Annotated in this window: 29 protein-coding genes, 1 tRNA gene and 1 pseudogene; 11 read left to right on the top strand and 20 right to left on the bottom strand. The window is 35.2% G+C overall.

Going from position 1 to position 24,638, the window contains the following annotated elements; genetic code table 11:
• Nucleotides 1-357 precede the first annotated feature (357 nt).
• Complete coding sequence (locus tag HE1_RS03715; protein ID WP_052567320.1) at nucleotides 358-672, top strand: IS1 transposase; 315 nt, start codon at nucleotides 358-360, stop codon at nucleotides 670-672.
• A 313-nt stretch (nucleotides 673-985) separates the two neighbouring features.
• Nucleotides 986-1,501 (top strand): hypothetical protein, encoded by a 516-nt coding sequence (locus HE1_RS03710; RefSeq protein ID WP_162480310.1) that lies wholly within the window; start codon nucleotides 986-988, stop codon nucleotides 1,499-1,501.
• Between the two features lie 305 nt (nucleotides 1,502-1,806).
• Here HE1_RS03710 and HE1_RS03705 read toward each other — a convergent pair whose 3' ends face one another.
• Entirely contained in the window at nucleotides 1,807-2,526 is a 720-nt protein-coding gene (locus tag HE1_RS03705) for a F0F1 ATP synthase subunit A (RefSeq protein ID WP_035544855.1), read from the bottom strand.
• 608 nt (nucleotides 2,527-3,134) lie between these two features.
• Here HE1_RS03705 and HE1_RS06530 point away from each other — a divergent pair.
• Nucleotides 3,135-5,312 carry an NAD-glutamate dehydrogenase domain-containing protein gene (locus HE1_RS06530; RefSeq protein WP_242837194.1) on the top strand — a complete coding sequence of 726 codons (2,178 nt, stop codon included), beginning with the start codon at nucleotides 3,135-3,137 and terminating at the stop codon, nucleotides 5,310-5,312.
• Nucleotides 5,313-5,339: 27 nt separating this feature from the next.
• Here HE1_RS06530 and lpxC read toward each other — a convergent pair whose 3' ends face one another.
• Nucleotides 5,340-6,242 (bottom strand): UDP-3-O-acyl-N-acetylglucosamine deacetylase, encoded by a 903-nt coding sequence (gene lpxC / locus HE1_RS03695; protein ID WP_006304434.1) that lies wholly within the window; start codon nucleotides 6,240-6,242, stop codon nucleotides 5,340-5,342.
• 173 nt (nucleotides 6,243-6,415) lie between these two features.
• On the opposite strand from lpxC, the gene HE1_RS03690 reads away from it, so the two are divergent.
• A complete protein-coding gene (locus HE1_RS03690) occupies nucleotides 6,416-6,595 on the top strand; it encodes a hypothetical protein (protein WP_162480308.1) in 180 nt (59 codons plus the stop codon).
• 35 nt (nucleotides 6,596-6,630) lie between these two features.
• Here HE1_RS03690 and lnt read toward each other — a convergent pair whose 3' ends face one another.
• From lnt to HE1_RS03670, 4 genes are all read right to left on the bottom strand, one after another.
• A complete protein-coding gene (gene lnt / locus HE1_RS03685; protein WP_035544854.1) occupies nucleotides 6,631-8,196 on the bottom strand; it encodes an apolipoprotein N-acyltransferase in 1,566 nt (521 codons plus the stop codon).
• 119 nt (nucleotides 8,197-8,315) lie between these two features.
• Nucleotides 8,316-9,143, bottom strand: a complete 828-nt coding sequence (locus HE1_RS03680; RefSeq protein WP_023492272.1) for an LpxI family protein — start codon at nucleotides 9,141-9,143, stop codon at nucleotides 8,316-8,318.
• Entirely contained in the window at nucleotides 9,134-9,463 is a 330-nt protein-coding gene (locus HE1_RS03675; protein ID WP_006304429.1) for a hypothetical protein, read from the bottom strand. Before HE1_RS03675 ends, HE1_RS03680 begins: the two co-directional genes overlap by 10 nt.
• A 12-nt stretch (nucleotides 9,464-9,475) precedes the next feature.
• Complete coding sequence (locus HE1_RS03670) at nucleotides 9,476-9,934, bottom strand: DNA polymerase III subunit chi (protein ID WP_162480306.1); 459 nt, start codon at nucleotides 9,932-9,934, stop codon at nucleotides 9,476-9,478.
• A gap of 326 nt (nucleotides 9,935-10,260) precedes the next feature.
• Here HE1_RS03670 and HE1_RS03665 point away from each other — a divergent pair, with 326 nt between their 5' ends.
• Genes HE1_RS03665 through HE1_RS03655 form a run of 3 tightly spaced genes read left to right on the top strand, consistent with a single transcriptional unit; the run spans nucleotide 10,261 to nucleotide 11,763 of the window.
• Entirely contained in the window at nucleotides 10,261-10,554 is a 294-nt protein-coding gene (locus HE1_RS03665; protein WP_035544852.1) for a hypothetical protein, read from the top strand.
• Nucleotides 10,532-11,554, top strand: a complete 1,023-nt coding sequence (locus HE1_RS03660) for a hypothetical protein (protein WP_035544851.1) — start codon at nucleotides 10,532-10,534, stop codon at nucleotides 11,552-11,554. Before HE1_RS03665 ends, HE1_RS03660 begins: the two co-directional genes overlap by 23 nt.
• Complete coding sequence (locus HE1_RS03655) at nucleotides 11,497-11,763, top strand: hypothetical protein (protein ID WP_162480304.1); 267 nt, start codon at nucleotides 11,497-11,499, stop codon at nucleotides 11,761-11,763. Before HE1_RS03660 ends, HE1_RS03655 begins: the two co-directional genes overlap by 58 nt.
• An 83-nt stretch (nucleotides 11,764-11,846) precedes the next feature.
• Here the strand turns inward: HE1_RS03655 and HE1_RS03650 are convergent, their stop codons facing one another.
• The 12 genes from HE1_RS03650 to HE1_RS03605 form a co-directional block, all read right to left on the bottom strand.
• The gene (locus tag HE1_RS03650) at nucleotides 11,847-14,327 is read right to left on the bottom strand and encodes a UvrD-helicase domain-containing protein (protein ID WP_035544845.1); all 2,481 of its coding nucleotides are present in this window, start codon (nucleotides 14,325-14,327) and stop codon (nucleotides 11,847-11,849) included.
• Between the two features lie 84 nt (nucleotides 14,328-14,411).
• Complete coding sequence (locus HE1_RS03645) at nucleotides 14,412-14,975, bottom strand: MFS transporter (protein WP_162480302.1); 564 nt, start codon at nucleotides 14,973-14,975, stop codon at nucleotides 14,412-14,414.
• Between the two features lie 2 nt (nucleotides 14,976-14,977).
• Complete coding sequence (locus tag HE1_RS09335; RefSeq protein ID WP_206537232.1) at nucleotides 14,978-15,154, bottom strand: hypothetical protein; 177 nt, start codon at nucleotides 15,152-15,154, stop codon at nucleotides 14,978-14,980.
• A gap of 5 nt (nucleotides 15,155-15,159) precedes the next feature.
• Nucleotides 15,160-15,720: an MFS transporter gene (locus HE1_RS03635; RefSeq protein WP_162480300.1), complete on the bottom strand. Its 561-nt coding sequence runs from the start codon at nucleotides 15,718-15,720 to the stop codon at nucleotides 15,160-15,162.
• Nucleotides 15,721-15,897: 177 nt separating this feature from the next.
• Nucleotides 15,898-16,488 (bottom strand): ribosome biogenesis GTP-binding protein YihA/YsxC, encoded by a 591-nt coding sequence (gene yihA / locus HE1_RS03630; protein WP_006304420.1) that lies wholly within the window; start codon nucleotides 16,486-16,488, stop codon nucleotides 15,898-15,900.
• Entirely contained in the window at nucleotides 16,482-16,652 is a 171-nt protein-coding gene (locus tag HE1_RS08925; protein WP_023492271.1) for a hypothetical protein, read from the bottom strand. Before HE1_RS08925 ends, yihA begins: the two co-directional genes overlap by 7 nt.
• The gene (gene yidC / locus HE1_RS03625) at nucleotides 16,645-18,327 is read right to left on the bottom strand and encodes a membrane protein insertase YidC (RefSeq protein ID WP_006304419.1); all 1,683 of its coding nucleotides are present in this window, start codon (nucleotides 18,325-18,327) and stop codon (nucleotides 16,645-16,647) included. Before yidC ends, HE1_RS08925 begins: the two co-directional genes overlap by 8 nt.
• Nucleotides 18,320-18,715 carry a ribonuclease P protein component gene (locus HE1_RS03620; protein ID WP_006304418.1) on the bottom strand — a complete coding sequence of 132 codons (396 nt, stop codon included), beginning with the start codon at nucleotides 18,713-18,715 and terminating at the stop codon, nucleotides 18,320-18,322. The genes yidC and HE1_RS03620 overlap by 8 nt, the downstream gene beginning before the upstream one ends.
• A gap of 17 nt (nucleotides 18,716-18,732) precedes the next feature.
• Nucleotides 18,733-18,867 (bottom strand): 50S ribosomal protein L34, encoded by a 135-nt coding sequence (gene rpmH, locus HE1_RS07305; protein ID WP_006304417.1) that lies wholly within the window; start codon nucleotides 18,865-18,867, stop codon nucleotides 18,733-18,735.
• A gap of 334 nt (nucleotides 18,868-19,201) precedes the next feature.
• Complete coding sequence (locus tag HE1_RS03615) at nucleotides 19,202-19,699, bottom strand: EamA family transporter (protein WP_035544836.1); 498 nt, start codon at nucleotides 19,697-19,699, stop codon at nucleotides 19,202-19,204.
• Nucleotides 19,681-20,049 carry an EamA family transporter gene (locus HE1_RS03610; RefSeq protein WP_206537231.1) on the bottom strand — a complete coding sequence of 123 codons (369 nt, stop codon included), beginning with the start codon at nucleotides 20,047-20,049 and terminating at the stop codon, nucleotides 19,681-19,683. The genes HE1_RS03615 and HE1_RS03610 overlap by 19 nt, the downstream gene beginning before the upstream one ends.
• 56 nt (nucleotides 20,050-20,105) lie before the next feature.
• Nucleotides 20,106-20,177: transfer RNA gene (locus HE1_RS03605), tRNA-Gly, on the bottom strand.
• 926 nt (nucleotides 20,178-21,103) lie between these two features.
• Here HE1_RS03605 and rho point away from each other — a divergent pair.
• Together rho and lgt are read left to right on the top strand one after the other, a co-directional pair.
• Nucleotides 21,104-22,435, top strand: coding sequence for a transcription termination factor Rho (gene rho, locus HE1_RS03600; RefSeq protein WP_206537230.1), 1,332 nt, complete (start codon nucleotides 21,104-21,106; stop codon nucleotides 22,433-22,435).
• 43 nt (nucleotides 22,436-22,478) lie between these two features.
• The gene (gene lgt / locus HE1_RS03595; protein WP_052567315.1) at nucleotides 22,479-23,291 is read left to right on the top strand and encodes a prolipoprotein diacylglyceryl transferase; all 813 of its coding nucleotides are present in this window, start codon (nucleotides 22,479-22,481) and stop codon (nucleotides 23,289-23,291) included.
• 4 nt (nucleotides 23,292-23,295) lie between these two features.
• Here lgt and HE1_RS09980 read toward each other — a convergent pair whose 3' ends face one another.
• Both HE1_RS09980 and HE1_RS07300 read right to left on the bottom strand, forming a co-directional pair.
• Entirely contained in the window at nucleotides 23,296-23,424 is a 129-nt protein-coding gene (locus tag HE1_RS09980) for a hypothetical protein (protein WP_268743843.1), read from the bottom strand.
• Nucleotides 23,370-23,615: a hypothetical protein gene (locus HE1_RS07300; protein ID WP_242837193.1), complete on the bottom strand. Its 246-nt coding sequence runs from the start codon at nucleotides 23,613-23,615 to the stop codon at nucleotides 23,370-23,372. The genes HE1_RS09980 and HE1_RS07300 overlap by 55 nt, the downstream gene beginning before the upstream one ends.
• Nucleotides 23,616-23,865: 250 nt before the next feature.
• Here HE1_RS07300 and HE1_RS07295 point away from each other — a divergent pair, with 250 nt between their 5' ends.
• Entirely contained in the window at nucleotides 23,866-24,078 is a 213-nt protein-coding gene (locus HE1_RS07295; protein ID WP_084491000.1) for an IS630 transposase-related protein, read from the top strand.
• Between the two features lie 237 nt (nucleotides 24,079-24,315).
• A pseudogene (locus HE1_RS03580) lies at nucleotides 24,316-24,522 on the top strand (transposase); the annotation flags it as partial.
• Between the last annotated feature and the right edge of the window lie 116 nt (nucleotides 24,523-24,638).

Genomic DNA, 24,638 nt, shown 5'->3' with positions numbered 1-24,638 from the left:
TTAAATGGTATGAAAGTGTATATTTATATGATTCTGATTACAGCTTTATTATTTTTTAATATACAAGGCTAGAAAGAAACTGCATGGCTTCAAAATTCCATTATTTCAATTTACATGAGATCTAAAGAAATCTTTTATTAAAACATTAATTATTATTTCAGGAGGGGATTTCAATGCTTTTAAACATTTATTTTGACACTTTCAACACTTATGGTTGAGCCCCCCCCCCAGAAGACAACGGTATTGTCAAGGAAGTCGATGAATTTTGGCATTATTTAAAAAAAAGAAGCAAAAAATTTGGATTTTTAAAGCTTGAATTTCTAAATCCTAGGATCGTGCTGGAAAACGGATTATCGATTGGGAATTGGTGATCGTTCACGTCAAACATTCAAACGACTTTTTGAACGATTAAAAAAATGGAAAATTTTATTTTATTGCGCAGAGCATTGGGCAGGTTTTAATAAAATTATTCCAAGCAACCGCCTCTTTCAGGGGAAAGATAAAACCTTTTCCATTGAACCAAATAATGCTCAACACCGCCATTGGTTTGCAAGATTTTACCCTCCCCTTGCAAACACGCGATCACTTAAAATGCTAGAGGGAACACTGCTTATTTTTGCGGCACTTCATGTTAATAAAACATTGAAAATTAATCACGCTATCTTTGGTTAAAAGCCTCAAAACAACCAGATACGAAAAAATTGGTAAGGGGTAAATTTATGACGAAATATTTTCGCACTCCACAGAGCCTTGAGTACAGATTAGTCAATTCTATTCACACAATATAAATTTTTTTTGCACTATACGTAAAATATTTAGTTATTGACTTTTATAATTTTTGCACTTAATTTCGTCAAGTAAAATAACAATTTCCCAATTGATCATGCTCACACAATCAAAACATATTTCAATCCTTGTTTTCTGCATTTTCTTTAATTTCGGCACTCAAAATACAGCTCAGGGCTCAGACCAAAGTTTAGATAGTTTGTTTTGTTCAGAAAACCTCCCAAAAAGCTCCAGCGAAGTCACTATTACCGGAACCCCCCTGGACGTTTTACTCCTAGGCACCCTGCCTTACCCCCCTGTCGTTTCTAGTGTGCTAGACAACCCTTTTGACACCTCAAACATCAACATCTCGTTTGCACCAGCCACTGATAACGTCTCGGTTCACCCAAATAACGAAGCACAAAATATTTCAAATTTTGAATTTTCCCCATCTTTTACCCCTATCCCTTCATCAAAACAGCCGTTCAGCTTCGAATCAAATTTTTCAGCGCCCCCACACAATATTTTGGATAAAAGCCACCCCAATACCGCTTTCCACACCAATAAAATCCAATCAAAAAACCAATCAGAAAAAATCTCAAAAAATCTTCAACACACTGAACTTACAGCAAAAAAAACTAAAAAGGAAAGTTTGCTTTCAAAGCCCTCTCAGTTAATAAAAAAAGCAAACTCTAATAGAAAAAGAAATTTACAAAAAAAATCTCACTTTGAATAAAAAATGTCACAATTAATAACCAGAAATATTGATTTTTTTCTCTTTTTATTCACGCATTTTATTGTAAAATCGTATATGCAATGAAAAAAGCACTTAGATAGCAATGTAATGAAGACTGTTTTGTCCCCACAACGCTATCTTAGTATGGATCTTCCCGATAATCGCCAAATAAAATTCCTTAATTGTGAATATTATCTATGTTGTATTTCTTAAAATTTTCTTAATTTAAATTCTATGCTATTAAATTTTTCCTAGATTCATTGGCAATTAATCTTGTATTTTCAATCCCGTCATTCCTAAAAAAATTAATGCCCCTGTAACGCATCATTAAGATAAATACAACTTAAAATCGAAAAAACGTAAGCTTGCAAAAATGCAATAAACAATTCAAAGCCGGTAAATATTACATTAAGAACCATCGGAACGATTCCCAAAGGCCCCATCATAATAACAAAAGTTCCAATAATCTTCATCATGCTATGACCAGCTAACATATTTACGAATAATCGAACAGATAAGCTTACGGGACGAGAAATATAAGAAATAACTTCGATAGGTACCAAGACCGGCGCGATAACCCAGGGAACATCTTTAGGGAAAAATATACGCATGTACCCCACGCCTTGTCGATACAATCCCACCGCTGTTGCAAAAACAAATAATATCAACGCAAGCGTTAAATTTACGATTAACTGTCCGGTTATTGTAAATGCGTAGGGAAACAACCCCAAAACGTTTCCAAGAAATACAAAAAAGAACGCAGAGCAAATCATAGGAACAAACGGCCCCCCCTGAACGCCGTTCACTTCTTGTACCATCTTTTCTAATAAATATACGGGAAGCTCTGCAGCACTTTGCCAGCGAGAAGGAACAAGAGACAAGTGACGCAGCCCCCACTTAAAAAACAGCAAAACCAAAAAAGTAATCAAAATCATGTATGCAGAAGAGTTGGTAATGGAAATATCGATCCCCAAAAATTTTAACGGAAATAAAGTTTTTACCTGAAATTGAGCTAACGGATCCATGAAAATAGGACTTTATAAGTTATTGAACACTGAACAGAATTATACCAAAAAATTCTTAATAAAAATAGTACGCTCCCGTCATCACGTTCTAATTAATTGAAGCAGTAGAATTATTATAACAAAAGATTTTAACGCTCACGATTTTTTCATCTTAGCACATCCAAAATTAATGAATAAAACCATGCATTAATTTTCAATGGGGGGATATAGTTATAAAAAATTAGAAAACCGAGCCCTCAATCTGAATCGCTTTGTACTGCAGTTTTTCCCTCGTGTTCAAACGTCAGCACCCATCTTATGGGGGAGGAGAATTTCTCTCTGATTCAAGTGACTAATCGCACCCCCTGTGTGGTCTAATCCCGCACAGATCCGGGAATAAATTTACCAAGATAAAATAAGGTAGAGATGAATTCAAATCATTTAACCTGCTTTTATGCTTATATCACATTACCATATTTAACCTAATCCCCTGTTCTAAAATTTAGATTTAGTAATTTTTGAATACAAACAAACTTACGAGCACAGCGTAAGACAGTCTTGACGCGCTCAAAAAATCCTTTATAATTAGGGAAATTTTTTAGATGTGTGGAAGTAACATTATATTGACTATGCTCTTTTATGACACGTTATCATTCCCTATGACGCAGCATCCGCGATCTTGGGTTTTTTCTTGCTATCACGCTTACATGAAACAAATTTTTTCCTCTCAATGTATTGATGATGGATTCCGTGAAGGGCATAAAGATTTAGATTTTTTACTGAGTTATTTTATTCAGAGATTTGATCTTAACCAATCTTCTTGTTCAGATTCTTTTATTTTAAGTGAAAAAGCTCCCTACATTTTGCGTGTTCTGAAATCTTTAATTGACGCAACTGTGCGCACTAACCTTTACGTCCCAGAAGCTAAGGTTTTCACCATTAAAATTCATCATGATCTGCACAATGTTACGGAAATTTATCGCACACCTGGAATGATAGAGCTTTTTGTGTTTCACCCAGATGTGGAAGGTGTGCATTTGCGTTCGTCTTTGGTGTCTCGCGGAGGAATCCGTTTATCCGATCGGGAAGATTATCGCAAAGAAGCTTTTGATTTATTGCAAACCCAACGATTGAAAAATGCTGTGGTAGTTCCTGATGGTGCCAAGGCAGTATTACGTATAAAAGAAAATACATCTTCAGAGCAAGGATACCGTTTGTTTATCCAAGGACTTTTAGATGTTATGGATAATTTGGACGATCAGCATAAACCTGTTCCAGCGCAGAAGGTTCGCGCTTTAGATGGCGTGGATTCTTATTTGGTTGCAGCACCCGACAAAGGTACGGCATCTTATTCAGGAATTGCAAACGAAATCGCACTAAGATCTGGGTTTTGGTTGAAGGATGCCTTTGCTTCAGGGGGAAAGACAGGGTACGATCATAAAAAATTGGGGATTACTTCTAAAGGAACTTGGGTGTCTGTAGAAACACACCTTAACCACCTGAAAAGAGATATGGAAAAAGGTGAGCCCATTTCTATTGTCGGAGTTGGAGATATGAGTGGGGACGTGTTTGGGAACGGACTTTTATATTCACAAAACATCAAACTTCTGGCAGCCTTTGATCATCGTCACATTTTCTTAGATCCAAATCCAGACCCTGAGCGCAGTTATAGAGAACGGTGTCGTTTATTTCATCTTCCTAAGTCTTCTTGGATGGATTATGATGTCAGCGTTTTGTCTCCTGAAGGAAAAATAGTTCCAAGAAATAGCGCGCCCGTTGCGTTATCCCCTGCTTTAAAGAAAATGCTAACCCTGTCTTGCGATTTTATAACGCCACAAGATTTAATTCTTGCGCTGTTCAAAATTAAGTGCGATGTTTTGTGGCTGGCAGGAATAGGAACTTATGTCATAGGAGATCAAGAAAAAATAATAGGTGACGAGGGAAATACCTTGCTTCGTATTCCAGGAAACAAGGTCGGCGCAAAAATCATTGCAGAAGGCGCTAACTTAGGATGTACACAAAAAGGACGCATAGCCTTTGCCCAAGCAGGAGGAATTGTTAATATAGATGCTATAGATAACTGTGCGGGAGTTTTGTGTTCAGATCACGAAGTAAATTTTAAAATTTTATTCCAAAGCATCCCTATAGATGAAGAGAATAGAAATGATATATTACAAGAAGTAACTCCAGAAATGGCTCGCGATGTATTAAATCAAAATTATTGGCAAAATATTAGCCTGTACAGGTTGCAAGAAAAACATCCTCATCTTACGCGCTCTGAACTAGCTGTAAATTTTTTGGAGGCTAAAAAAAATCTTAAAACTCATCTTAATAAAGTAAATTTTCAAGAGACTCATTGGGACTCTTACCTTTTGGCGTATTTTCCAAGCTTAATACAAGAAAAATTTTTTTCTTACATCTTAAGGCACGTACTACGACAGGATCTTTTGTGTACGATTCTTTCTAATCATCTTATTGATGTTTTACCAACATTTTGGATAGGAAGGTCCACGGACCCTCTTCAGGCATTAAATTTATATCATGTATTTGAACTGTCCCGTGTACGTCAGATGGTAGAAAATTTTAGAAACGACACAAAAAAAGTTCATGACTATCTTACACTAATTGAAGAAGTTTTTGGTAAGCTTTGCGAGAATTGTTTTAAGGAAAGTTTAAAGCAATATCAAGATTTTAGAGATGAACTAGAACACTCCTCTGGAGATCTTTCCAGTTTATGGAAAAACTTCAACTCGCAGTGCCAGTTTATTTTTAAAGACAATTTAACTGAAGTAGAAGCCCATCATTAACTGCACCGTATCTCTTTTTTAGATTTTTTAAGACGCGTACTTGAATGATTTTTTCTCGCTGACAGCTTGAATGTATTTTTTGACGTCTGAATATTTCATTCGGCGATAGCTGTCTGCGTTCTTAGCAATACATTGAACTGCTTTTAAATTTCGACTATGTCCAGGAGCGTAACTTTCAATAGATGCAATACACGGCGCACCAAGAGTCATAAAGTCTCCCAAAATATCCAAAATTTTATGCCGTGCACATTCTTGAGGCAGACGAAACCCCTCTGGATTGATCGTTGTTCCATCTTCTTGTAACACAACTGCACACTCTAAGTTTCCCCCTTGAATCAATCCCTTTTGACGCATAAGTTCTATTTTTGAAAGCTGAGAAAAAGTACGCGCTGGCGCAATATTACGATAAAAATCATCTTTTAGAAAAGAAAAATTTGCCTCTTCTTGATAAATACTCGTCAAAGGAACACTTACATGAATAAAGGGAAGTCCTGGCGTAAGTGTAATGTAGCTATTTCCCTCTGAAACGGAAATGGGTTCTTGTAGAACAAGGTACTCACTTTCTTCTTTGAATTCCTTCAATCCCGCCGCATGCAGCATGGAAGAAAAATGTAAAGCGCTTCCATCAAAAAATGGCAACTCTTCTTGGGAACACTCTATAATGATATCCGTCACCCCCAAACCCAAACACGCAGCCAAAACATGCTCCACCGTTTGAACACAAAACGTACTAGAAAATCGTAAGACCGTATGAAAATTTTTAATTTCAATATAACAGGGGTGCAAAGGATAAACAGAACCGGAACGACGAAAACATATCCCTGTTCCGCTGGGTGCTGGAAATAACTTTAAAGTGCTAGCAACACCTGAATGAATCGTGATCCCTTGATCTTGAATAGCGCATTGAATTGTTTTTCGGTACTGATACATCGTTTTAATAGGTAAACCACTCCACTATAGATTAATCGCAAAATATCAAAATCACAAAAAATATTATTGTAACATTTTGTAACAAAAAGAATTATTTAACCTTTTAAAAATTTTTATCTATTATTAACAGTGGTCGTGATAAAATCCTAAAAGGGTAAATGGCCTGTCCAGACATGAAAAAACACATTTACGCTTCACTGAAATCTTCTTTTTTACGCTCTAAAGAAACCCAGTACGTTAATGAATATACCCTTTGGAGATCTTTGCATCACGATACCATAGATCCCGTTTTACAGAATCTATTTGAAGATGAAGAGTCGTACAATTCTTCCTTGGATACTCACTTTGCATAATTTTCCATTTTTTTTGACAAATGTCAATTCTTACACTAATTTTCGTCTTTTTTCAGAGAATACCTTAATGCACAACAAGTCAATAAGAACAGCATTCCTGCGTAAACATAACCATGCCAATTACGATACGAAGGAACTGGCGCGGGTAAAAGCGTATCAATATATCCTTGACGCTTCAATGGAAGAATCGCCAACGTTCTTCCCATACCATCAAACACGGCAGAAATTCCAGTATTTGCAGCGCGCAAAACTGGAAGACCTGTTTCGATAGCACGAAATTGAGCACTGGCCAAATGTTGAAAAGGGCCAGGGCTATACCCAAACCATCCATCGTTTGTTAAATTTAAGATCCATTTAGCCCTTTGATCCCTGTTAGAAAAAGGAAAAATAATTTCGTAACAAATTTTCATGATACACGCCGGAGCATCCAAAACATCAACAGAAGCATCATTTTCTTTTTCTTGGTCTACATCGCGCTCTCCAGGACTTAAAGCATCTAGAAGCTTTTTAGGAAGCACCATAGATAGGTAAGAACGAAATGGAAGATACTCTCCAAATGGAACAAGATGTTGCTTACTGTAAACTAGCTTTCGTTCTCCTTGAGAAGTAACCTGAATAATACTGTTAAGAGATTGCTTTTTATCATGTATTAAAACTCCCGCAATCAAATGCGTTGGCTCTTTGCGTGTTTTTGCCAAAGGAATCACTCTTTCAAGCGCGTAACTAGGAACAAAAAAAGGAACCGCCGTTTCTGGCCAAATAACGTGAGTAATAGGAATATTCCCTTTCTCATCAGAAAGTCTTGTTAACGTATTCCAATTTATAGAAATCTTTCGACTATCCTGTTTTTCATTTTGTGGAATATTTGGCTGCACCAAACGTATTCCTTTCTTTGAATGAAAATAAATAGGAATGTTATACAATCGAAACAAAGACCAAGAAGATACTCCTGCCAGCCCTAGCGCCATAAAAATTACCCCCTTCCACCAAGAACGCTCTGTGGAGCACTTTAAAAAAAATCTTCCAGGCCAACTTAACACTCCTAACGTTATAAGCCCCAACCCATAACTAGATAGTAAACTAGCACTTTGAGCAATCCACAAGCTTTGCGACCAAATATATGCAGTAAGATTCCAAGGAAAACCTGTAAACAAAACTCCCTTTAGGTACTCCATTAAACTATATAAAACGCACCACATAATGCCAAAAGCTCTAGGAGACGACCAAAATCTGCGCTTTCCCCACCAAAGTATTCCGCTCATTATTCCAAAATAACAAGAAAATACCGCAGGAATCCCTGTTACACAAAAAGGCCAAAACCATGCAAACCGCAAAGAATCTACCCACAAACTTTCACCAATCCAAAATACGCTGGCAGCATGCCAACCAAACCCCCACATCCACCCAATAATTAGAGCTTCTTTTAATGTTTTACTGTGGTAAATCCCTGTTATCAATGCTCCCCAAGTCCAAACTAATACCCCCCACAGATAAAAAGGTCCCCAAGCTAGGGCAGAAAATGCTCCCCACACTATCCATGTCCAAGAAGTAGCAGGCCCTTTTTTTAAAAAAAGGTAATTTGTTTGCTTCAAATATTCCATAACGTTTTCTCTAATAAAAAAATCAAGAATTTTTAGGCTTTAAACTTTTTTCTACAAGCGCTATTCGTAAAAAAATGAGATAAAAATGTTTCCACCGATCATTTGTTTATTTATTCCCTTCAAAATTTCCACAAAAACACCTCTCTTTCTTGAATAGCACGCTCTAGCGCTGGAAGGTCTAAAACGAGCACACTGTGCGCCTCTATCCCCATCCCCTGAAACCCTGCTTTATACAGTGCATCCACAGTATCAAAACCTATTACAGGCAAATCTATAGCGCGAGATTGGCCGACTTTTGCCATTTTAACATAGACAGGTTTTGGAGTTAACCCCCCCTGTTCTGCTAAAAGACCGCAACGCGTAATACACGCGTCGGTTCCTTCTGCCGCTTCAATTCCTAAAACTCTTTTGCCCTGAATAGCAAGTCCTTGCCCCACATCCCAGCAAGACAAATCTTTCAAAATTTTTATCCCCTTTTCTATATCTTCCAAAGCGTGAAGATTGGGAGATCGTGTTCCAATTCTACCCTTTTGAGTTAAAAGACCTGGAATAATATCCTGAATCTTTACTAATACCAAGCCTTGCTCTTGAATAAATTCAAGCAACGCAGTCAATAATGCGTTATCTCCAAACCAATTCACTCCCAATCGATACAACAATTTTCTACCAAGTGTATCCAGACGCAAATTAATTAATTTTGGACGATAAAACTTTCCCACTAACACGATATGCTTAATACAATGATGCTGCAAAATTTCTACAGCCTTTTGCACCTGTCCTAAATAAAGCCATGCATGAGAAGTGTCTTTTATTAGATGCTCTGGAGTAATTCCGTGATAAGCCAAAATAAAAACACTCCATCCTTGATTATTTAATGCATCTTTGATCGAAAATGGAAGGTCTCCTTCTCCCGCCACTATAGCTATTGACTTGTTTACTACTTGCATGATGAAGAAAAATTCAACTGATTAAATTGGTAATTTAATTGCTTTTGAGCACATTCTTGACGTTGCTTTAGCGTAAAATAACACGGAAGAATATTTTTTCCTTCTTCTTGTTGTTGATCCTTACTTATCCAGGGCACGCAAGAAAGAGGAATTTCTTTTAAGCGCTCTACCTCTTTTTCAGACTTCCACCATGTGCCAACAGAACAGCCCAAAAGGTTACCGAAACTTCCAAGGCTTACTATTTTCAAGACAATAAAAATTTTTTTTTTTATTTTTATTCCAAAGATAGTGCGTACTTGTTTATTTTTTATCTTCCTCATTTTGTATTCCTCTTATTCTGAAGATGACGTAATCCATTCTTCTTTTTCCCACTGTTTATTGTGGTATTTCCATATCCAAGATTCTTTCCATTTTCTAGATTTTGAAAAAAGCACAGCATGTTGAAAAGCTTGAATTTCTTCTGTTTCTAGCATCCAAATCCAGCAAGAAAATGCATCAATATCCACTACATCCGTGTTTACACAATTCGTAAAAATCCCATACTGAGAATGATTTCTATTCGCACATTCCTGGGTAATCCACACAGGATGATCTTCTGGATTTTCATCCTTCAACTCATTTCCATGAGCCAAAAAAGACTTGGAGCTAAAAGTCCACAATCGATCGTCCCACAATTCTATTTCTGGTATTGACTGATTCAAAATACTGCATCGCTTGCGCTGAGCAAGGATTTTTTCAACTACATGGGGCAAAACTTTTTCCTTAGGTTGAAGCGTATTACACCAATACATTACACAATGTCTTGCTTCGTCTTTCAACAAAAAAATTCAAATACTATGCAAAATTTTATTTTGGCAAACTTTCCATTTTTTGTAAAGCTATAGCTTTTTCTTAATTTTTTTTTCTAGCGCTTTTTTTAAAGAAAGATTAATAAAATAATTTTTTCGCCGATCTTTTGTTAACTAAAAACGGAAAATGAAAAACCATTCTTTTTAATTAATAATATTGTTTTTAATTTAATATACTTAACTAATATTGAACTTTTATTACAACGGGTTCTTGATTTTTTACAAAAAAATATATATAATTTTTTAGTAAACACTTAAAACACATTAATATGAAAAAAATATTTGTTTTTTTATTTTCTATGGTCGTTTCTTCTTCTTACTCCCCAGCATTTTCAAACGACTATTTAAAAATTTTTATTGAGAAACTAAAGAATTTTACAAAAGGAAAAACTTTAATAGACGCTCTCCAAAAAATCGACTATTCAATATTTTTCAATCAACTCATACAAACGAATAAAGAAACAATAAATTTTCTAGAAAATATTTTGACAGAAAAAGAAAATGTAAATTACACATATCGGAATTACTCTTCTATAAAAAATGGATTTAGTAAAAAATATTGATTCTGTCACGAAAAGAATAAATGAAATAAATAACTACATAGAAGAGGATCGAAAAAATTATCAAGAAGAGCTAAATACTTTAGAAGAAAATCACAAAAAATATCAAAAGAGCTTAGATTACTTCAATGAACAAGAAAAGTTTAATTACAAAAACATATTAAACTACCAATTAAAAAATCAAAAAACCGTAGAAATTTCATTAAAAGAAGATAAGAAAAAACTCGATTATAGTTTCAATTGTAATAGTGATAGTAAATTATTTAATAATAAAACATTAAATGATGCAATTAGTATTTTATTTCCTTTTTTAAACACAGAAAAACATCAGTTAGCAGATGATGGATACTGTTTTGGGTTTGCTAAGTACGCAATAAAATATGGATACGAAGAAACAACAAAAATATTACACCTTTTTACAAATCAATGGTCTGATGAAAAAATAAATGAAAATTCCAATTTAGTAGCCACCTTTATTCAAAAAATAGTTAACAAACAATTAGGATGCAAATTTCTTTCACCTAGTGAGTTTTCATTCTCTCAAGAAAATTACACTCAAATTTTAGAGATAAAACTATTCCAACCTTTATTAAAAGAACAATCGTTAATGCCTGTTGCATTTTTTATTTTCAACTATCTTAAAAATCTAGAAAACAATTCCCCCACTCCTGCCCAAATCATCCAAAATAACGAAACCAGTCTTAATAAAAAAAATGTTTCTGTTGACGATAAAAACGTTACTCGCTCTTCCGTTGCACCAAAAGGATCAATTTTTAGATTTTTCCATTCTGTTTTCAACTATATTAAAAAGCCAAAAAACAATAAAGAAATCCCTCCCTCTCCTGCCCAAATCATCCAAAGTAACGAAACCAGTCTTAATAAAAAAATGTTTCCGTTGACGATAAAAACGTTACTCGCTCTTCCATTACACCAAAAGGACTACTTGTGGGCTTTTCCCCTACAAATGAACAATCAGGACATGCTGTTTCATTTGTTAATGTAAAGAAAGGTTATGCTGCATTGCTTGACGCTAATCACTCTTTATTAGAAAACGATATGATTTTTCCATTAAATCCAGAATCAATCGCAAAACATTTAGAACAAGCAATTAAAAAAACTTTTCCTAATCATTACTTTTCTTTCTTCGATATTGCTTGTGTCAAGTTTTCTCCAAAAAAACGTTATAATTTTGATTATTACTTCCCCAAATGATTCTATGAGATATAAATATTTTTAAAGTTTTAATAAAAATCCTATAGACGCACGCCTTGACCCCATAGCACTCAAGGCGAAAATTATTCTTCATACCTTAGTATTGGTTCAGTAACATTGATTTCAGAGTCTAGAGACCATGGAATCTGTTTCCCTAGCTTTGACAGTGCGTTTTTTACATCCTGATAAGGCTGTGAGTTTTTTAAGCTTGAGCAATATAATCGCTCTTGAGCTCGGGTCATAGCAACATACAGTATTCTTCTTTCTTCTTGAGATTGTTTTTCAATATGACGTAAATTCCAAGGATCTTCATCCTCTTGTAAGATATTCAGCTTCCAAGGTCCGTCCTTTGTATAAGTAAAATAATCTTTACTGCGTATTTCCATAGAAAGATCCGGTATAATAACTATAGGAGCCTGAAGACCTTTTGAACCATGTATAGTTAATACCCCTATCCCCTTTTCAGTTTTTTGCTTAAAAGTCAAGGAAACTAAAGAAAGCATTTCTATCCATTGCATCCAGCCTTTGCCCTGCTCTTGACAAAAACTAAATAAAAGTGCCAGCACTTTATCTAAAATTTGTGCCGTGTCAGGCCAAGCTCCGTACCGCTTTTGAACCCACGGCGTATATATCCACCACTGCATAAATTGAAAAGGAGTACTTTCAAAAAAGAAATTTTTCCAGTGTTCTAAAGTTTTCACATAAAGAGCCCAAGGTTCCGTTTGAAGAGATCTTAAATACGTCCAAAGATTTTTTATTCCAAAGGATTTAAAAGAAAATATAGAAAGCAAATCTTTTTCACTGATGCCAAACAAAGGACTTTTTAGAACATGAACTAAGCTCCAATCATCATAAGAATTTAGTAACCAGTAAATTAATGCCAAAATATCCTGCACTAAAATTGTATCTTTCAAAACCGTTGTGCAGGTTTCGCGAACAAAAAATCCTTGAGAAATAAGTTCTTGAGAAAAAGTTTCATATAAACTGCATCGTTTAGACATTAAGATTAGAATATCGTCCTCTTTAATGACACTTCCTGTACATCTTAAAATCTCTTTTTTTTCTATCCATTGCCGAATACGTCGAACCCAAAGCTTTGCAAGGAGTATTTTTGAAGATTTTTTTACAGAAGAATCTAATATAGGTAAAAGTTCTACCATCCCCCCTTGCTGATAAGGAAGAGCGGTATGAGGCTTAAAATCCATACAAGTATCTTTTTGAAATACTTCATTAACAACGTTCAAAATACAACTGTAAGAACGAAAAGAATGGGTAAGATCTAGTAAATCAAAAGGAATTTCGTGGCATTGAGCATGGCTTTGAAAAAAATTCTTTGCCTCATAAAACTGTTCTAAATCTGCACCTTGAAACCCGTAAATGGATTGTTTGGGATCTCCTACAACAAAAAGCGTTTTGTTGTGTTGACCATTCCACACCTCACTTAAAAGCTCTAAAACTTTCCATTGCGCTGGACTGGTATCTTGAGCCTCATCTACCAATATATGATGAATTTTTCGATCAAGTTGACTAAAAACCCATCCCATATGACGTTTGTCTTCAAGTAATTCGATAGTTTTATAAATAAGATCTGAAAAATCTAAAAAACCATTTTCTACCTTATATTGATGATAGTGAGAATAAATTTCAGAAAACAGATGACAAAAGTCTTGAGTATCTTGCCACGCATGAATGTGCCGTTCCTGATATAATGCAGTTTTTAAGTCATGTTGCGCAAATTCAAGCCACTGTTTTAGATGCTCTGGAACCTTTACCGAGAGCAATTTTTTTCTAGGCGTTCCCTTTTGGGTTAAAAAAAATGCTCTATATTCTGGGCGATCCCATGAAAGCTCTAATCCTTTTAAATGGGACACGCTATATTCTTCTCCTAAATATTCAGTAAGTTGAGCCAGCACTCTTGGACATAACAAAGCAGGAGGAGACAATTCAGAAGGTTTTGGATGCTTCGTCGGAAAAATGACCTCTTTTGATCTATTCCACAAAAATTGAAGATGCGACGTAATTTGGTGTAAAGTATACCGAGTTGCAAGACGAACCAACGCAGACTGAAGCTCTACGGAAGCTGGATACGCTGCAGAACAAACCCACTCTTGCTGCTGATTCCAAAGAGATACACCTTGATTTTCATCTAAAATTTTAAAATTTCCAATTATTCCCGCTTCTAAAGAAAAAGTTTGAAGAATATTTTGACAAAAACTGTGTAAAGTTTGAATATTTAAAGAAGTATCTAAAATTTCAGACCATAATTTTTGAGCATAAGATATTTGATGGGGATGGGCAGGCCCCCCTAAACACATCGTTAATACTGTTTTACATCGATAAGAAGATCTCATAATTTCTTCTAACAAACTGTACAACCGCTGAGTCATTTCTTTCCCTGCATGCTGTGTAAATGTCAAAGCAACAATACGTTCAGGGCGAACCCCTTCCAATAAAAGCCGCAATATTCGATAAATAAGTATGAAGGTCTTTCCTGTCCCAGCACAAGCATGAACCCAAATATGCCTATGGGGATTAAGTGCAGTATATTGAGTTTGAGTAAGCATAGTTCAAATTTTTTAAACCCCCAGCACTAAAAAACTCATAAAAAAATCAACGTGAAAATTTCTATTTCAAAAAATTTTACTTTTTTATTTTTTTTCTACAGACGAATCACACTCCCCGCAAGCAGAATAAACTCTTATAAATGGAAGAAATAATAAAGAGATAACTACAGGAATACATACGGCAAAAAATGCAGTATTAGGAGAATAATATTCCCAAACCGTTCCCATAATAAATGCATTGGAAATTAAAATAGCAGTTCCTGAAACAGAAAAAAACACTCCAAATCCAGTACCTTGTAAGTTAGAAGGCATGCTGGAAGACAAAAACGCCATCAATGCCCCTTGTAAGCTATATTGCAGTCCATAAAAAAGAACACCTAAAAAAATTCCCCACTGCCAGTATCCAAAAAAACCAAAACTCACCATAGAGCTTAACAGTAATAAAGCACACACCAACACGGCTTTTCTTCGATCACCGTAATCGGATAACCATCCTACGGGATAAGAACACATTGCGCACAAAACGTTTTGTAACGTCATGATTATGGCTCCCAATTGACCAGGGTGCTTTAAAGGAATTCCTAAAAAATCTGAAGAATTTTGTAGCGCCGCAAAATTCATCATAAAAGCACCACTAAAATACCCCATTTTTAAAAAAAAATACACAAGATAACTTTCCAAAAATTCCAAGAAAGCTTTCCAAGATCGTTAAAAATAGAATTCCAGACGTCGCGAATATTTCTAGAAGAAACACTTACTTTCTCTTTTTTTTGTGAAAAAGAAACATCTTTTACCCCAGGTTCTCTTACGCCCAGCAGCAAAAGCACAAAGCTTAAACAAGCCAAGAGCCCCGCATACAAAAAAATTTGCTGAAAAGTAACCTGGTGACCGTAAAAGAAAAATAAAAAATTAAAAGCCCCGATCCTAAAGTAGATCCCGTCATCCCAAGCGCTTTATTTAATCCATAAAATTTCCCCAAAGATTTTGCAGGAGCGATGTCAGCAATCAGAGCCTCTCTTGGACTGGCCTGCACACCGTTTCCAATTTTTTCTACAACTCTAGAAAAAATTATCCATTCAAAACTGGATGCTGCTGCCAATAATAACCGCGCAATAGCACAAATACCGTACCCTATCAATAAAAATCGTTTTCTTCTTTTGATCACATCGCTTAATAGCCCCGCTGCAGCACGACATATCAAAGACAACCCCTCAACAATCCCCTCAAGACGTCCGATAGAACTTTTTTTAAAAGACAAAAATGGCAAGCAGGTAAATACCACCACAGAAGAACAGTTCAAAAAAAACATTCCTAAACTTAAAATCCATAATGCCAGAGGTACACCGAAAAAAGATCTTTCAGTGTTATCCTTTAAAACGTTCGGCGTTTTCATACTTGCTCCTTTCAAAATTTTTTTAATTTACTGCTTAAAAAATTTTAATATACCGTTTATACCATACATAACTTCACCTTATTAGGTTGTATTTTCTAAAGGAAAAATTCCAAAAAACGCACTTCTTTATTTTAAAATATTTATTAAAAATTTCAAAAATTATATTCATTGATGCGCTCATAAAGATGTTTTTTGAAAGGAATGGTTTAAAATATAAGAACGCAACTCAAGCACGCCCTCTCTAGTGGTGGCACTCACCTCAAAACAATCTGTTTTGGATTCTTTTAAAGACAAAATTTTTCGCTGAGCAGAAATAATCCGATCAATTTTCGTATAAATACATTTAACAGGAACAAAAGATCGTTGCAAAAAGTCTATGACTTGAAGGTCTTGAAAATGAACGTCACGCCTACTATCTATTAGTAAAAAAACCACACACAAATTACTTCTTGTTAACAAATAGTCTACTACATGTTGGTGCCAAATATTTTGGAGATTTTTTGGGACGCAAGCATAACCGTAACCTGGTAAATCTACGTACCTTATCCCTTTTTGAGCTTGATAAAAGTTTATGCTTTGCGTACGCCCTGGAGTTTTTGAAACTTTAGCAAAACCTTTCTTTTGCATCAGGGCATTAAGTAAAGAGGATTTTCCTACATTGGACTTTCCCCAAAACACGAACTCTTTTCCAGAAATCTCAGGCCAATCTTTAGAGAACAAAACGCTTCGCAAAAACTGACATTCTAAAACGGGATTAGATCTTAACATTTTTCTTCTTGAAATTCATGAAAAACAAACATTAATTCTGAAACACACTTAGCCCCCCCACATTCCCAGGGTATTTCCTCTGCCTTAATATGCGTCTGGTCCCCAAGATCATTTTTACGTCTTCCTAAACGATACAGGCTATATCTTCCACATTTTCTATACATGATTCCCCACTAAGTTGAAATATCTAATTGAGTATTGTTGTGCTATTGTCAAAATATTGTTCCAAGTCCAATAAATAATCATTCCTACAGGAAATTGCGCCATCATATAAACGAAAAGCGCCGGAAGCCCATAGCTTAAAACCCATTGCTGAGACCTATCTAAGCTGATGTTCTGAGCGGAAGAAGCGCGCTGCTGAATAATCATCGTCACCCCCATCAATAAAGGCCATACCCCAACAGCAAATGATGCAGGCAATTCAATAGGAATCATTCCAAACAACGTAAGCACCGAAGTGGGATCTGGGGAAGATAAATCTTGAATCCACCCCCAAAAAGGTGCATGACGCATTTCTATGGAAACGAAAAGTACTTTATACAAAGCAAAAAACAAAGGGCACTGTAATAACATTGGCCAAATACTAGAAAAAGGATTAATCTTTTGAGCTCGGTATAACTCCATAATCCCTTGATTTAGAGCCATTTTATCATCTTTAAACTTTTCTTTTAACAAAACCAATTTAGGCTGAAGTCTCTGCATAGCCGCCATAGATCGAGCACTCTTCACCGCTAAAGGAAAAAAAAGCCCTCTAACGCACACAGTTAGTAACAAAATCGCCGCTGCAAAACTTCCAAAACAAGTTTTAAAAAAAGACAGTATATAAAAAACAGGCTTGGTAATAAAATAAAACCACCCAAAATCTACTGCAAGGTCAAACCGTTGAATTTTATGGGTATGCCCATAATAATCTAAAATCTTAACTTCTTTTGGACCAAGAAAAATACTCTGGACTTGAGCGTACGTTTTTTGAGGTAAAACTGAAACAACTTTCTGTTTTAATGACACATTATACATATCTTTTAAATTTTTTCGCGCCTCTCCTTCTAATGCTTGAGCCCCTGAATCCCCTATCAACGCCACTAACCAATATTTGTCTGAAATTCCTGCCCAATTTCCCTTTTTAAATTCTCGAGAACCTTTCTCTAAATCTCCGTAACTTATATTGCTTAAAACCCTATCACATACCGCAACAGGTCCTTCATAGGATAACCAATGATCAGCATTTTCTACGGGACCTTGACGAAAAATATCCTTTCTACACTGTACAAAAAAAGGTTCATTGGTCGTGTTTTTTACCGTCTGAACTACTTTTAGCATATATTTCTGGTCGAAAGAAAATTTTTGTTCGAATTCAACCCCTTCAGAATTACACCACTTCAAAACAATTTCTTTTTCAGAAGATTCTTCAGCTACGCGCCACACTGTGGTATTAGAGGGGAAAAAATTATTAGATTTTTTAGATTCTCGATCTTTTGGCTCCCACCCCATAGAAACCCAATAAGCACAGCGCGTACCATAAGGACGCAACACGCGAACAGGAGCTCCACCAGACGTATGTTCCTTATAATCGGTTAACGCCAAATCATCCAAGATCGCCCCTTGCAAACGAATTTTTGCTTTAACTACTTTATTAGATAGCGTAACGTGCTTGGATTCTAAGGACTGATCTTCAGAAACAAAACACGTCACAGGAGCCTTACTATTATTCTTGGGAACAGATTCCCGCACTAAATTTTGAGAAGGCAAATCAAACTTAGGTTTTAAAAATAATTCATACCCCACCCACACAAAAATGCAGGCTCCAAAAGCAACCAAGATATTTTTATACTCACCCATTCTCTTTACCTACCTTATTATTATCACATTGACGTTGCAAATACGTTATCTTTAAATTGCGCACAAAATCTTCAAAAAGAGACAATAGATCAGAAAAACTTAAGTCCATGATAAAACGATTCTTCACCACACACACCACCCCCACGGGAACTGTGACATAGGGAAAAATCAAAAAGAAACAATGACGAATACGGCGCTTAATTGCATTGCGCATCACAGAAGAACATTTTGCACACTTAGCGATCACTACCGAAAATCTTAGAGCTTCCTCTGCCCAAGGAATCCAACGAAAAACAATACCAAAATCACGCTCTAAATCAAACTTCTTAACGTAAGCTTTGTTGCGAAATAAAACTGAACTTTTTTTTGAAAGGCGCTGAAATTCCATAGTGCGCACCCCCCTTTCTAAGCGGACAATTTCTTTCTTCCCTTACGACGCCTTGCAGAAACAACACGCCTTCCTCCAACGGTGGCCATTCTGGACCTAAATCCATGCCTTCTGCTGCGCACTAAACGACTAGGTTGAAAAGTTCTCTTCATAAATAGACCATCACAATAACTATCTGTTGCGTCTATTCTAGGTCTAATATTCTTAAAAGTAAAGACCTTTTTTTAAAGTATCTAACTTTTATCATACGTGTATTAAAATGTTAAACAATATTAAAAAACATTAATAAAGTTTTTTAATATTCAAAACAAATTAATTAAACAATAAAAATTCTATATTTAAAAAAAAATTAAACCAGTTAATTAAAAAAATACACTTCACTTCTTGCACGCTTAAGAAAATTTAAAAAACACCTCCACAACGCAAACAAAAGAACTCATCATGTACAAGAATTTTTTTGGATAATAAAATTAATTAAAAAATTTCTTAACTTTTTTTTATCGCGCGAGACTCATGAAACGTCAAATATAACGTTGCAGGAATAATGAATCCCAACCCAAACAATACGTTAATGGAAGGCAGTTGATTAAAACACAAAAAACTTGCAATACAAGAAAAAATTGTTTCACTGTATTTAAAAGGCTGTAATGCACTCATTTCGTAAGAATCAAGAGCTTTTAGTAAACAAAAAAACATTATGTTTGACCCAATTCCCAGAATAAAAAGCATAAAAAATTCACTCAAAGACGGCGTCTTCCAATTCAAAATTACAAGTGGCAACAACCATATGCAGGACCACATCGTAGGCATAAACATGGTAGAAATAAAACTTTCTTTTTGAGTCAAAAGCTTCTTATTAACAATATCTAAAACAGCGAAAATAAAAGTTGCCAATAACGCAACAAATATAGACGCATTTGCACCTGTAAAAGAAAAGTTAACGCTTACAGCCACCCCAAAAAAACCTAAAAAACCGAAACCCACCGAGCAATACTAAAAGATTCCTTTAGTATCAAGCTAGCCAAAATAGTAACAAAAATAGGTGTAAGATACCCTACACTAATAACAAGTGGAATGGGAAGCTGAATCAAACTATAGCACCAAGGAAGCATGGCTAAAGCAAACAACCCTCCCCTTACAGCATGAACGTAATTTTTCTTAAAAGCACTCAGTTGAAAATGTTTAATAAACAATGGGATAAGAGAAAGGGTAGCAAAAAAAAATCGAAAAAAAAGAATATTAATATCCTTTAAATGAGACCCACTAAGCCCAGAATATTTCACAATAACATCATTTACTGAGCTAGTAAGACACATTCCTAACATCCAAAACATGCCCTTAAAAAAAGAATGTATTTTCATAATATATATACTTGAAATTTTAAAGTAAGAGCGGGCGAAGAGATTTGAACTCTCGACCCTAACCTTGGCAAGGTTATGCTCTACCCCTGAGCTACGCCCGCTTACATTTTTGAATTCTAACAAAGATTTTAATTTTTTACAAGAGGTTTAAATAATAAAAAATTACAATCAGAATGCAATAAACAGGGAACGGGAAAAATTTGACTAAAAAATTTTTTAAAAAAGAAAATGAATTTAAAGCCTCTGTTGAGCAGCAGAATAAACTGTTAAGCGATGCTAATTGCTAATTTATTATTCAGAATAAAAATGAAAATCAGCTCAAAGATGCACAAAGTATATAAAATATATAAAAAATTAATCAAATGGAAGGATTTTTAAAATAAAAAGAAGAATTGTTTCAAAAATTGCAAAATGAATACAGTTCATTAACTTAAACTTCGACGATAGTCTTTGAAAATCTATTGAAAGACATTGAATCAAGATTTCCCGCTGGTTATCAATTAATGGAAGAAGATATATTGCCCTATCCTTTTAAAAAACACAAAAAACTCCCCTATCATTAGTTTCAATTACCGCTTTAAAAATTCCCAAAAAACATCTTTGCTCTGATCCAACGCGCCTTGAATTTAATTTTCTTTTTATGAGAAAAATTTTCCTCTTACCTTTTTCATTTACATTTCGAGCAGTCACCCCTTGCTATTTTTTTCTAAAAATTTAAATGATTTTTTTAGAATAATTTTTTTAAAAATGATTCTTCCAAAAAAAAATTGTATTTTTCCCCTGTTTTTTAACAAATATTTTGTAGCGCCTAAAAAATAATTAATTATTTTTCGAATATTTTGATATTTGATATAATAAAATTACTTCCAATTTGTTGATTTATTATTTGATTTTAATACAAAGTTTCTTGCTTTGTTAAATAAAAAACAACTTTATAAAAAAGGTCTTGCTAAAAAGAAAAAAATTATATATCCTATGCACACTAGTCTCTGCATGCTGTAGAGGCATTTTTTTCTTTGGGTTTTTCATGATTAAAGTAAGTGATTTAAGAAAGTATTCTCCTTTAAATTTAAGAGTGATGGCAGATTCTCTTGGAATCGAAAGTGCAAGCCTGAAAGGGGAAGAGATTATAATAAGAATTTTAAAGAAGAAATTCGATCAGGGAGAAGAAATTCTTTGTGTAGGGGTATTGGAAATTTTAGCTGATCAATTCGGGTTTTTACGCTACCCCGAGGTTAATTATTTGCCGGGAATTTCAGATGTTTACGTTTCCTCAATGCTTATTCGGAATAATTATCTGAAAACTGGAGATGTTATTGAGGGAGTAATTGTCCCTCCAAGCAGGGAAGAAGAGCGATATTTTTCTTTAAAAACTATTACTTCTATCAACTTTGATGAGCCCAGCAAAACTTTCCACCGCATTCCTTTTGAAAATTTGACCCCCCTTTTTCCTCAACGCAAACTGAATCTTGAGCTGACAGATCATTCAAAAAGCGAAAATCCAGAAACAGCAGTTAAATCTTTGAAGAAAAAAAGCTCTGATTGGGTTAATAATGCGCGCCTAACCTTGCGCGCCATAGAATTGGTAGTTCCTTTGGGACTCGGGCAACGCGCACTTATTGTTGCTCCTCCGCGAACAGGAAAGACAGTGATTTTGCAAAACCTAGCACAAGCGATTCAAGAAAATCACCCCGACGTGGTTTTAATTGTTATGTTAATTGATGAACGGCCAGAAGAAGCCACTGAAATGGCGCGTTTCGTGAAAGGCGAAGTTGTGAGCTCTACATTTGATGAACCCGCTGCTCGCCATGTTCAACTGGCAGAAATGGTTATAGAGAAAGCCAAACGACTTGTAGAGTGCCAAAAAGATGTTGTTATTCTTTTGGATTCGTTGACTCGGTTAGCCCGAGCTTACAACACTGTTCTTCCCTCTTCTGGAAAAGTATTAACGGGAGGTGTGGATGCAAATGCCTTACAACGCCCCAAACGACTTTTTGGAGCAGCCAGAAATGTTGAAGAAAAAGGGTCGTTAACTATAATTGCTACTGCTTTGGTGGAAACGGGATCTCGCATGGAAGAGGTTATTTTTGAGGAATTTAAGGGAACCGGAAATGCAGAAATTTATCTGGACCGAAAGGTTGCAGAGCGTCGAATTTTTCCCGCTTTAGACGTTTCAAGGTCAGGCACGCGAAAAGAAGAACGCCTTGTAGATCCCAAATATTTACAACGCATGTGGGTCTTGAGAAAAGTTTTGAGCTCTATGGCCCCGGGAGGTGAGGCTACAGAATTTTTACTTGATAAATTAGGCCTTACAGAAAACAATCAAATATTTTTTGATCAAATGAATACTCCGTTTTAGTTAGCAAGTAAACTAGAGGTAGAAAAATTATGAGTTTTTTAAGATGAATTTTCCTTCTCCTATTGCTTTTTATATTTTTTCTTACCCCGTTCGTTGGTATGGCATTGCCTATGCGATTGGCAGTTTGCTGGCTTGGCGTTGGGGAATTTTTTTAATAAAGCGCCGTGTGTTTTCTTTATGCCCAGAAATATTGTCTGATTTTTTGATGATTATTATGCCTTCTATTATTATTGGGGGAAGGTTAGGATATGTTTTATTGTATTCCCCATCTTATTTTTTTACACATCCTTTAGAAATCTTTTCGGTATGGAAGGGAGGAATGGCATTCCATGGCGCAGCGTTAGCTTGCGCTTTTAGCAGTTGGTGGTTTTGTAAACGTCAAAAAATTTCTTGGCTTTCTTTAACAGATTGTTTTTTATGCGGAGCTCCTTTGGGAATTTTTCTGGGAAGAATTGCAAATTTTTTAAATCAAGAGCTTTACGGAATTCCGTGGAAACACGGAATAGTTTTTCCAAATGTGGATTCTATTGCTCGGCACCCTAGCCAATTATACGAAGCGTTTTTTGAAGGAGTATTTTTGTTTATTGTTTTAAATGGGTTAGCCTTAAAGACACGTATTTCCCGGCACAGCGGAATGCTTTCTGGATGCTTTTTAATAGGGTATTTTGCTTCGCGATGGATATGCGAATATGTACGAGAGCCAGATTCAAAGTGTTTTGAATTTTTAGGATCAATAAGAATTAGTCCGGGCCAATTTTACAGCCTTCCTATGTTAATTTTTGGTATATATTTATTAGTATCGAAAAAAAAATCTGAAAAAATTTTAGAAAAAAAATATAAATATACAAAATTTTAGGCTTTTAACTAAAGATAGTATGATAAATTTTCAATGTTTTATTAACGTGAAGTACCGCAAAAATACGCAGTGTTCCCTCTAGCATCTCAAGTGATCGCGTGTTTGCAAGGTGGGGCGAAATCTTGCAAACCAATGGCGATGTCGAGCGTTGTTTTGTTTAATGGAAAACGTTTTATCTTTTCCCTGAAAGAGGTGGGGGCTTGGAATGATTTTATTAAAACCTACCCAATGATCTGCGCAATAAAATAAAATTTTCCATTTTTTTAATCGTTCAAAAAGTCGTTTGAATGTTTTCCTCGTGTGATCACCAAATTCCCAATCGATGAGCCGTTTTCCAGCACGATCATAGGATTTAAAAATCCAAATTTTTTGCTTCTTTTTTTAAATAATACCAAAATTCATCGACTTCTACGACAATACCTTTGTCTTCTGGAGATGGCTCAATTTTGGCGCATATAGTAATTTAGGTTGAATTGGGTATAATTTTTTCTTAAAATAAAAGGAAAATGACAAAGAGCTACAGCAACGATTTAAGACTAAGAGTAATAGAATATTTAGATGAGAGAACGAGTATATTGAAGCATCGCAACCATTTAAAATAAGTGTATCAGCGATAGGCAGGTGGTATAGAAAATACAGACAAAAAGACAGTTATTTTCCTAACAGGCGTGATGGCTCAGAAAAAAAGATTGACTTAGAGAAGCTTAAAGAGTGCGTCAAAAAAAACCTAGATATGACCTTGAAAAAAGCTGCTCAAGAATTTGGGGGACAATCAGTTGCTGGTTAAAAAGATTAGGCTTATAGCTAAAAAAAAGACTTTTCGTACGTGAAAGCAATCCAAGAAAAGCAAAGTAAATAAAAGCGAAGTCAGTATCAAGAATAGATAAAATATATAGCGTATCCAAGTTTTGTATGTATTGATGAAAGCGGCATTGATATGGCCATGTGCAAAGACAGAAACTTGGGTAGAAAAAGTGAAAAATTGGTTGGCAAAAAAAGTGGAAAATAGTATCAAAGAACAAATAGTATTGCCGGTTTGGTTAATAACAATCCGATAGCACCAATGGGTTTTAACGGATCTTGCCACACAGTATTATTCCAAGCTTGGGTAGAAAAATTTCCGATCAAGGAACTAAAGCCTGGACAAGTTGTTATTATGGACAATGTCTCTTTTCATAAACCCAAGAAAAGTAGAGAATTAATAGAGTCTGTAAAATGCAGTATATACTAAATCAAACTGAAAGTGTTGGACTAATGCGTTAAAAGTTGTCATTGGCGCGGTCGACAAGATTCATGGCGATGGTGTTTCAGGTTTGGTCGAAAAAATACAGCATACTATACTCTTGC

Source organism: Holospora elegans E1 (genome assembly GCF_000648275.1).
GTDB lineage: Bacteria > Pseudomonadota > Alphaproteobacteria > Holosporales > Holosporaceae > Holospora > Holospora undulata_A.
Note: the sequence above shows the minus strand (reverse complement) of the source record. Positions and strands in the feature narration are given on the sequence as shown.

Coding starts and splice junctions, on each gene's coding strand:
- yihA (WP_006304420.1), bottom strand. CDS start 16,488: ATGTTAAGATCTAATCCCGTTTTAGAATGTCAGTTTTTGCGAAGCGTT.
- rpmH (WP_006304417.1), bottom strand. CDS start 18,867: ATGAAGAGAACTTTTCAACCTAGTCGTTTAGTGCGCAGCAGAAGGCAT.
- HE1_RS03610 (WP_206537231.1), bottom strand. CDS start 20,049: ATGTTTTGGATGTTAGGAATGTGTCTTACTAGCTCAGTAAATGATGTT.
- HE1_RS03650 (WP_035544845.1), bottom strand. CDS start 14,327: ATGCTTACTCAAACTCAATATACTGCACTTAATCCCCATAGGCATATT.
- HE1_RS03670 (WP_162480306.1), bottom strand. CDS start 9,934: ATGTATTGGTGTAATACGCTTCAACCTAAGGAAAAAGTTTTGCCCCAT.
- lgt (WP_052567315.1), top strand. CDS start 22,479: ATGAATTTTCCTTCTCCTATTGCTTTTTATATTTTTTCTTACCCCGTT.
- HE1_RS03620 (WP_006304418.1), bottom strand. CDS start 18,715: ATGGAATTTCAGCGCCTTTCAAAAAAAAGTTCAGTTTTATTTCGCAAC.
- HE1_RS03665 (WP_035544852.1), top strand. CDS start 10,261: ATGAAAAAAATATTTGTTTTTTTATTTTCTATGGTCGTTTCTTCTTCT.
- HE1_RS03645 (WP_162480302.1), bottom strand. CDS start 14,975: ATGGGGTATTTTAGTGGTGCTTTTATGATGAATTTTGCGGCGCTACAA.
- HE1_RS03675 (WP_006304429.1), bottom strand. CDS start 9,463: ATGAGGAAGATAAAAAATAAACAAGTACGCACTATCTTTGGAATAAAA.
- HE1_RS08925 (WP_023492271.1), bottom strand. CDS start 16,652: ATGTATAGAAAATGTGGAAGATATAGCCTGTATCGTTTAGGAAGACGT.
- lpxC (WP_006304434.1), bottom strand. CDS start 6,242: ATGTATCAGTACCGAAAAACAATTCAATGCGCTATTCAAGATCAAGGG.
- HE1_RS03680 (WP_023492272.1), bottom strand. CDS start 9,143: ATGCAAGTAGTAAACAAGTCAATAGCTATAGTGGCGGGAGAAGGAGAC.
- lnt (WP_035544854.1), bottom strand. CDS start 8,196: ATGGAATATTTGAAGCAAACAAATTACCTTTTTTTAAAAAAAGGGCCT.
- HE1_RS06530 (WP_242837194.1), top strand. CDS start 3,135: ATGCTCTTTTATGACACGTTATCATTCCCTATGACGCAGCATCCGCGA.
- yidC (WP_006304419.1), bottom strand. CDS start 18,327: ATGGGTGAGTATAAAAATATCTTGGTTGCTTTTGGAGCCTGCATTTTT.
- HE1_RS03635 (WP_162480300.1), bottom strand. CDS start 15,720: ATGAAAACGCCGAACGTTTTAAAGGATAACACTGAAAGATCTTTTTTC.
- HE1_RS03705 (WP_035544855.1), bottom strand. CDS start 2,526: ATGGATCCGTTAGCTCAATTTCAGGTAAAAACTTTATTTCCGTTAAAA.
- HE1_RS03660 (WP_035544851.1), top strand. CDS start 10,532: ATGGATTTAGTAAAAAATATTGATTCTGTCACGAAAAGAATAAATGAA.
- rho (WP_206537230.1), top strand. CDS start 21,104: ATGATTAAAGTAAGTGATTTAAGAAAGTATTCTCCTTTAAATTTAAGA.
- HE1_RS03690 (WP_162480308.1), top strand. CDS start 6,416: ATGAAAAAACACATTTACGCTTCACTGAAATCTTCTTTTTTACGCTCT.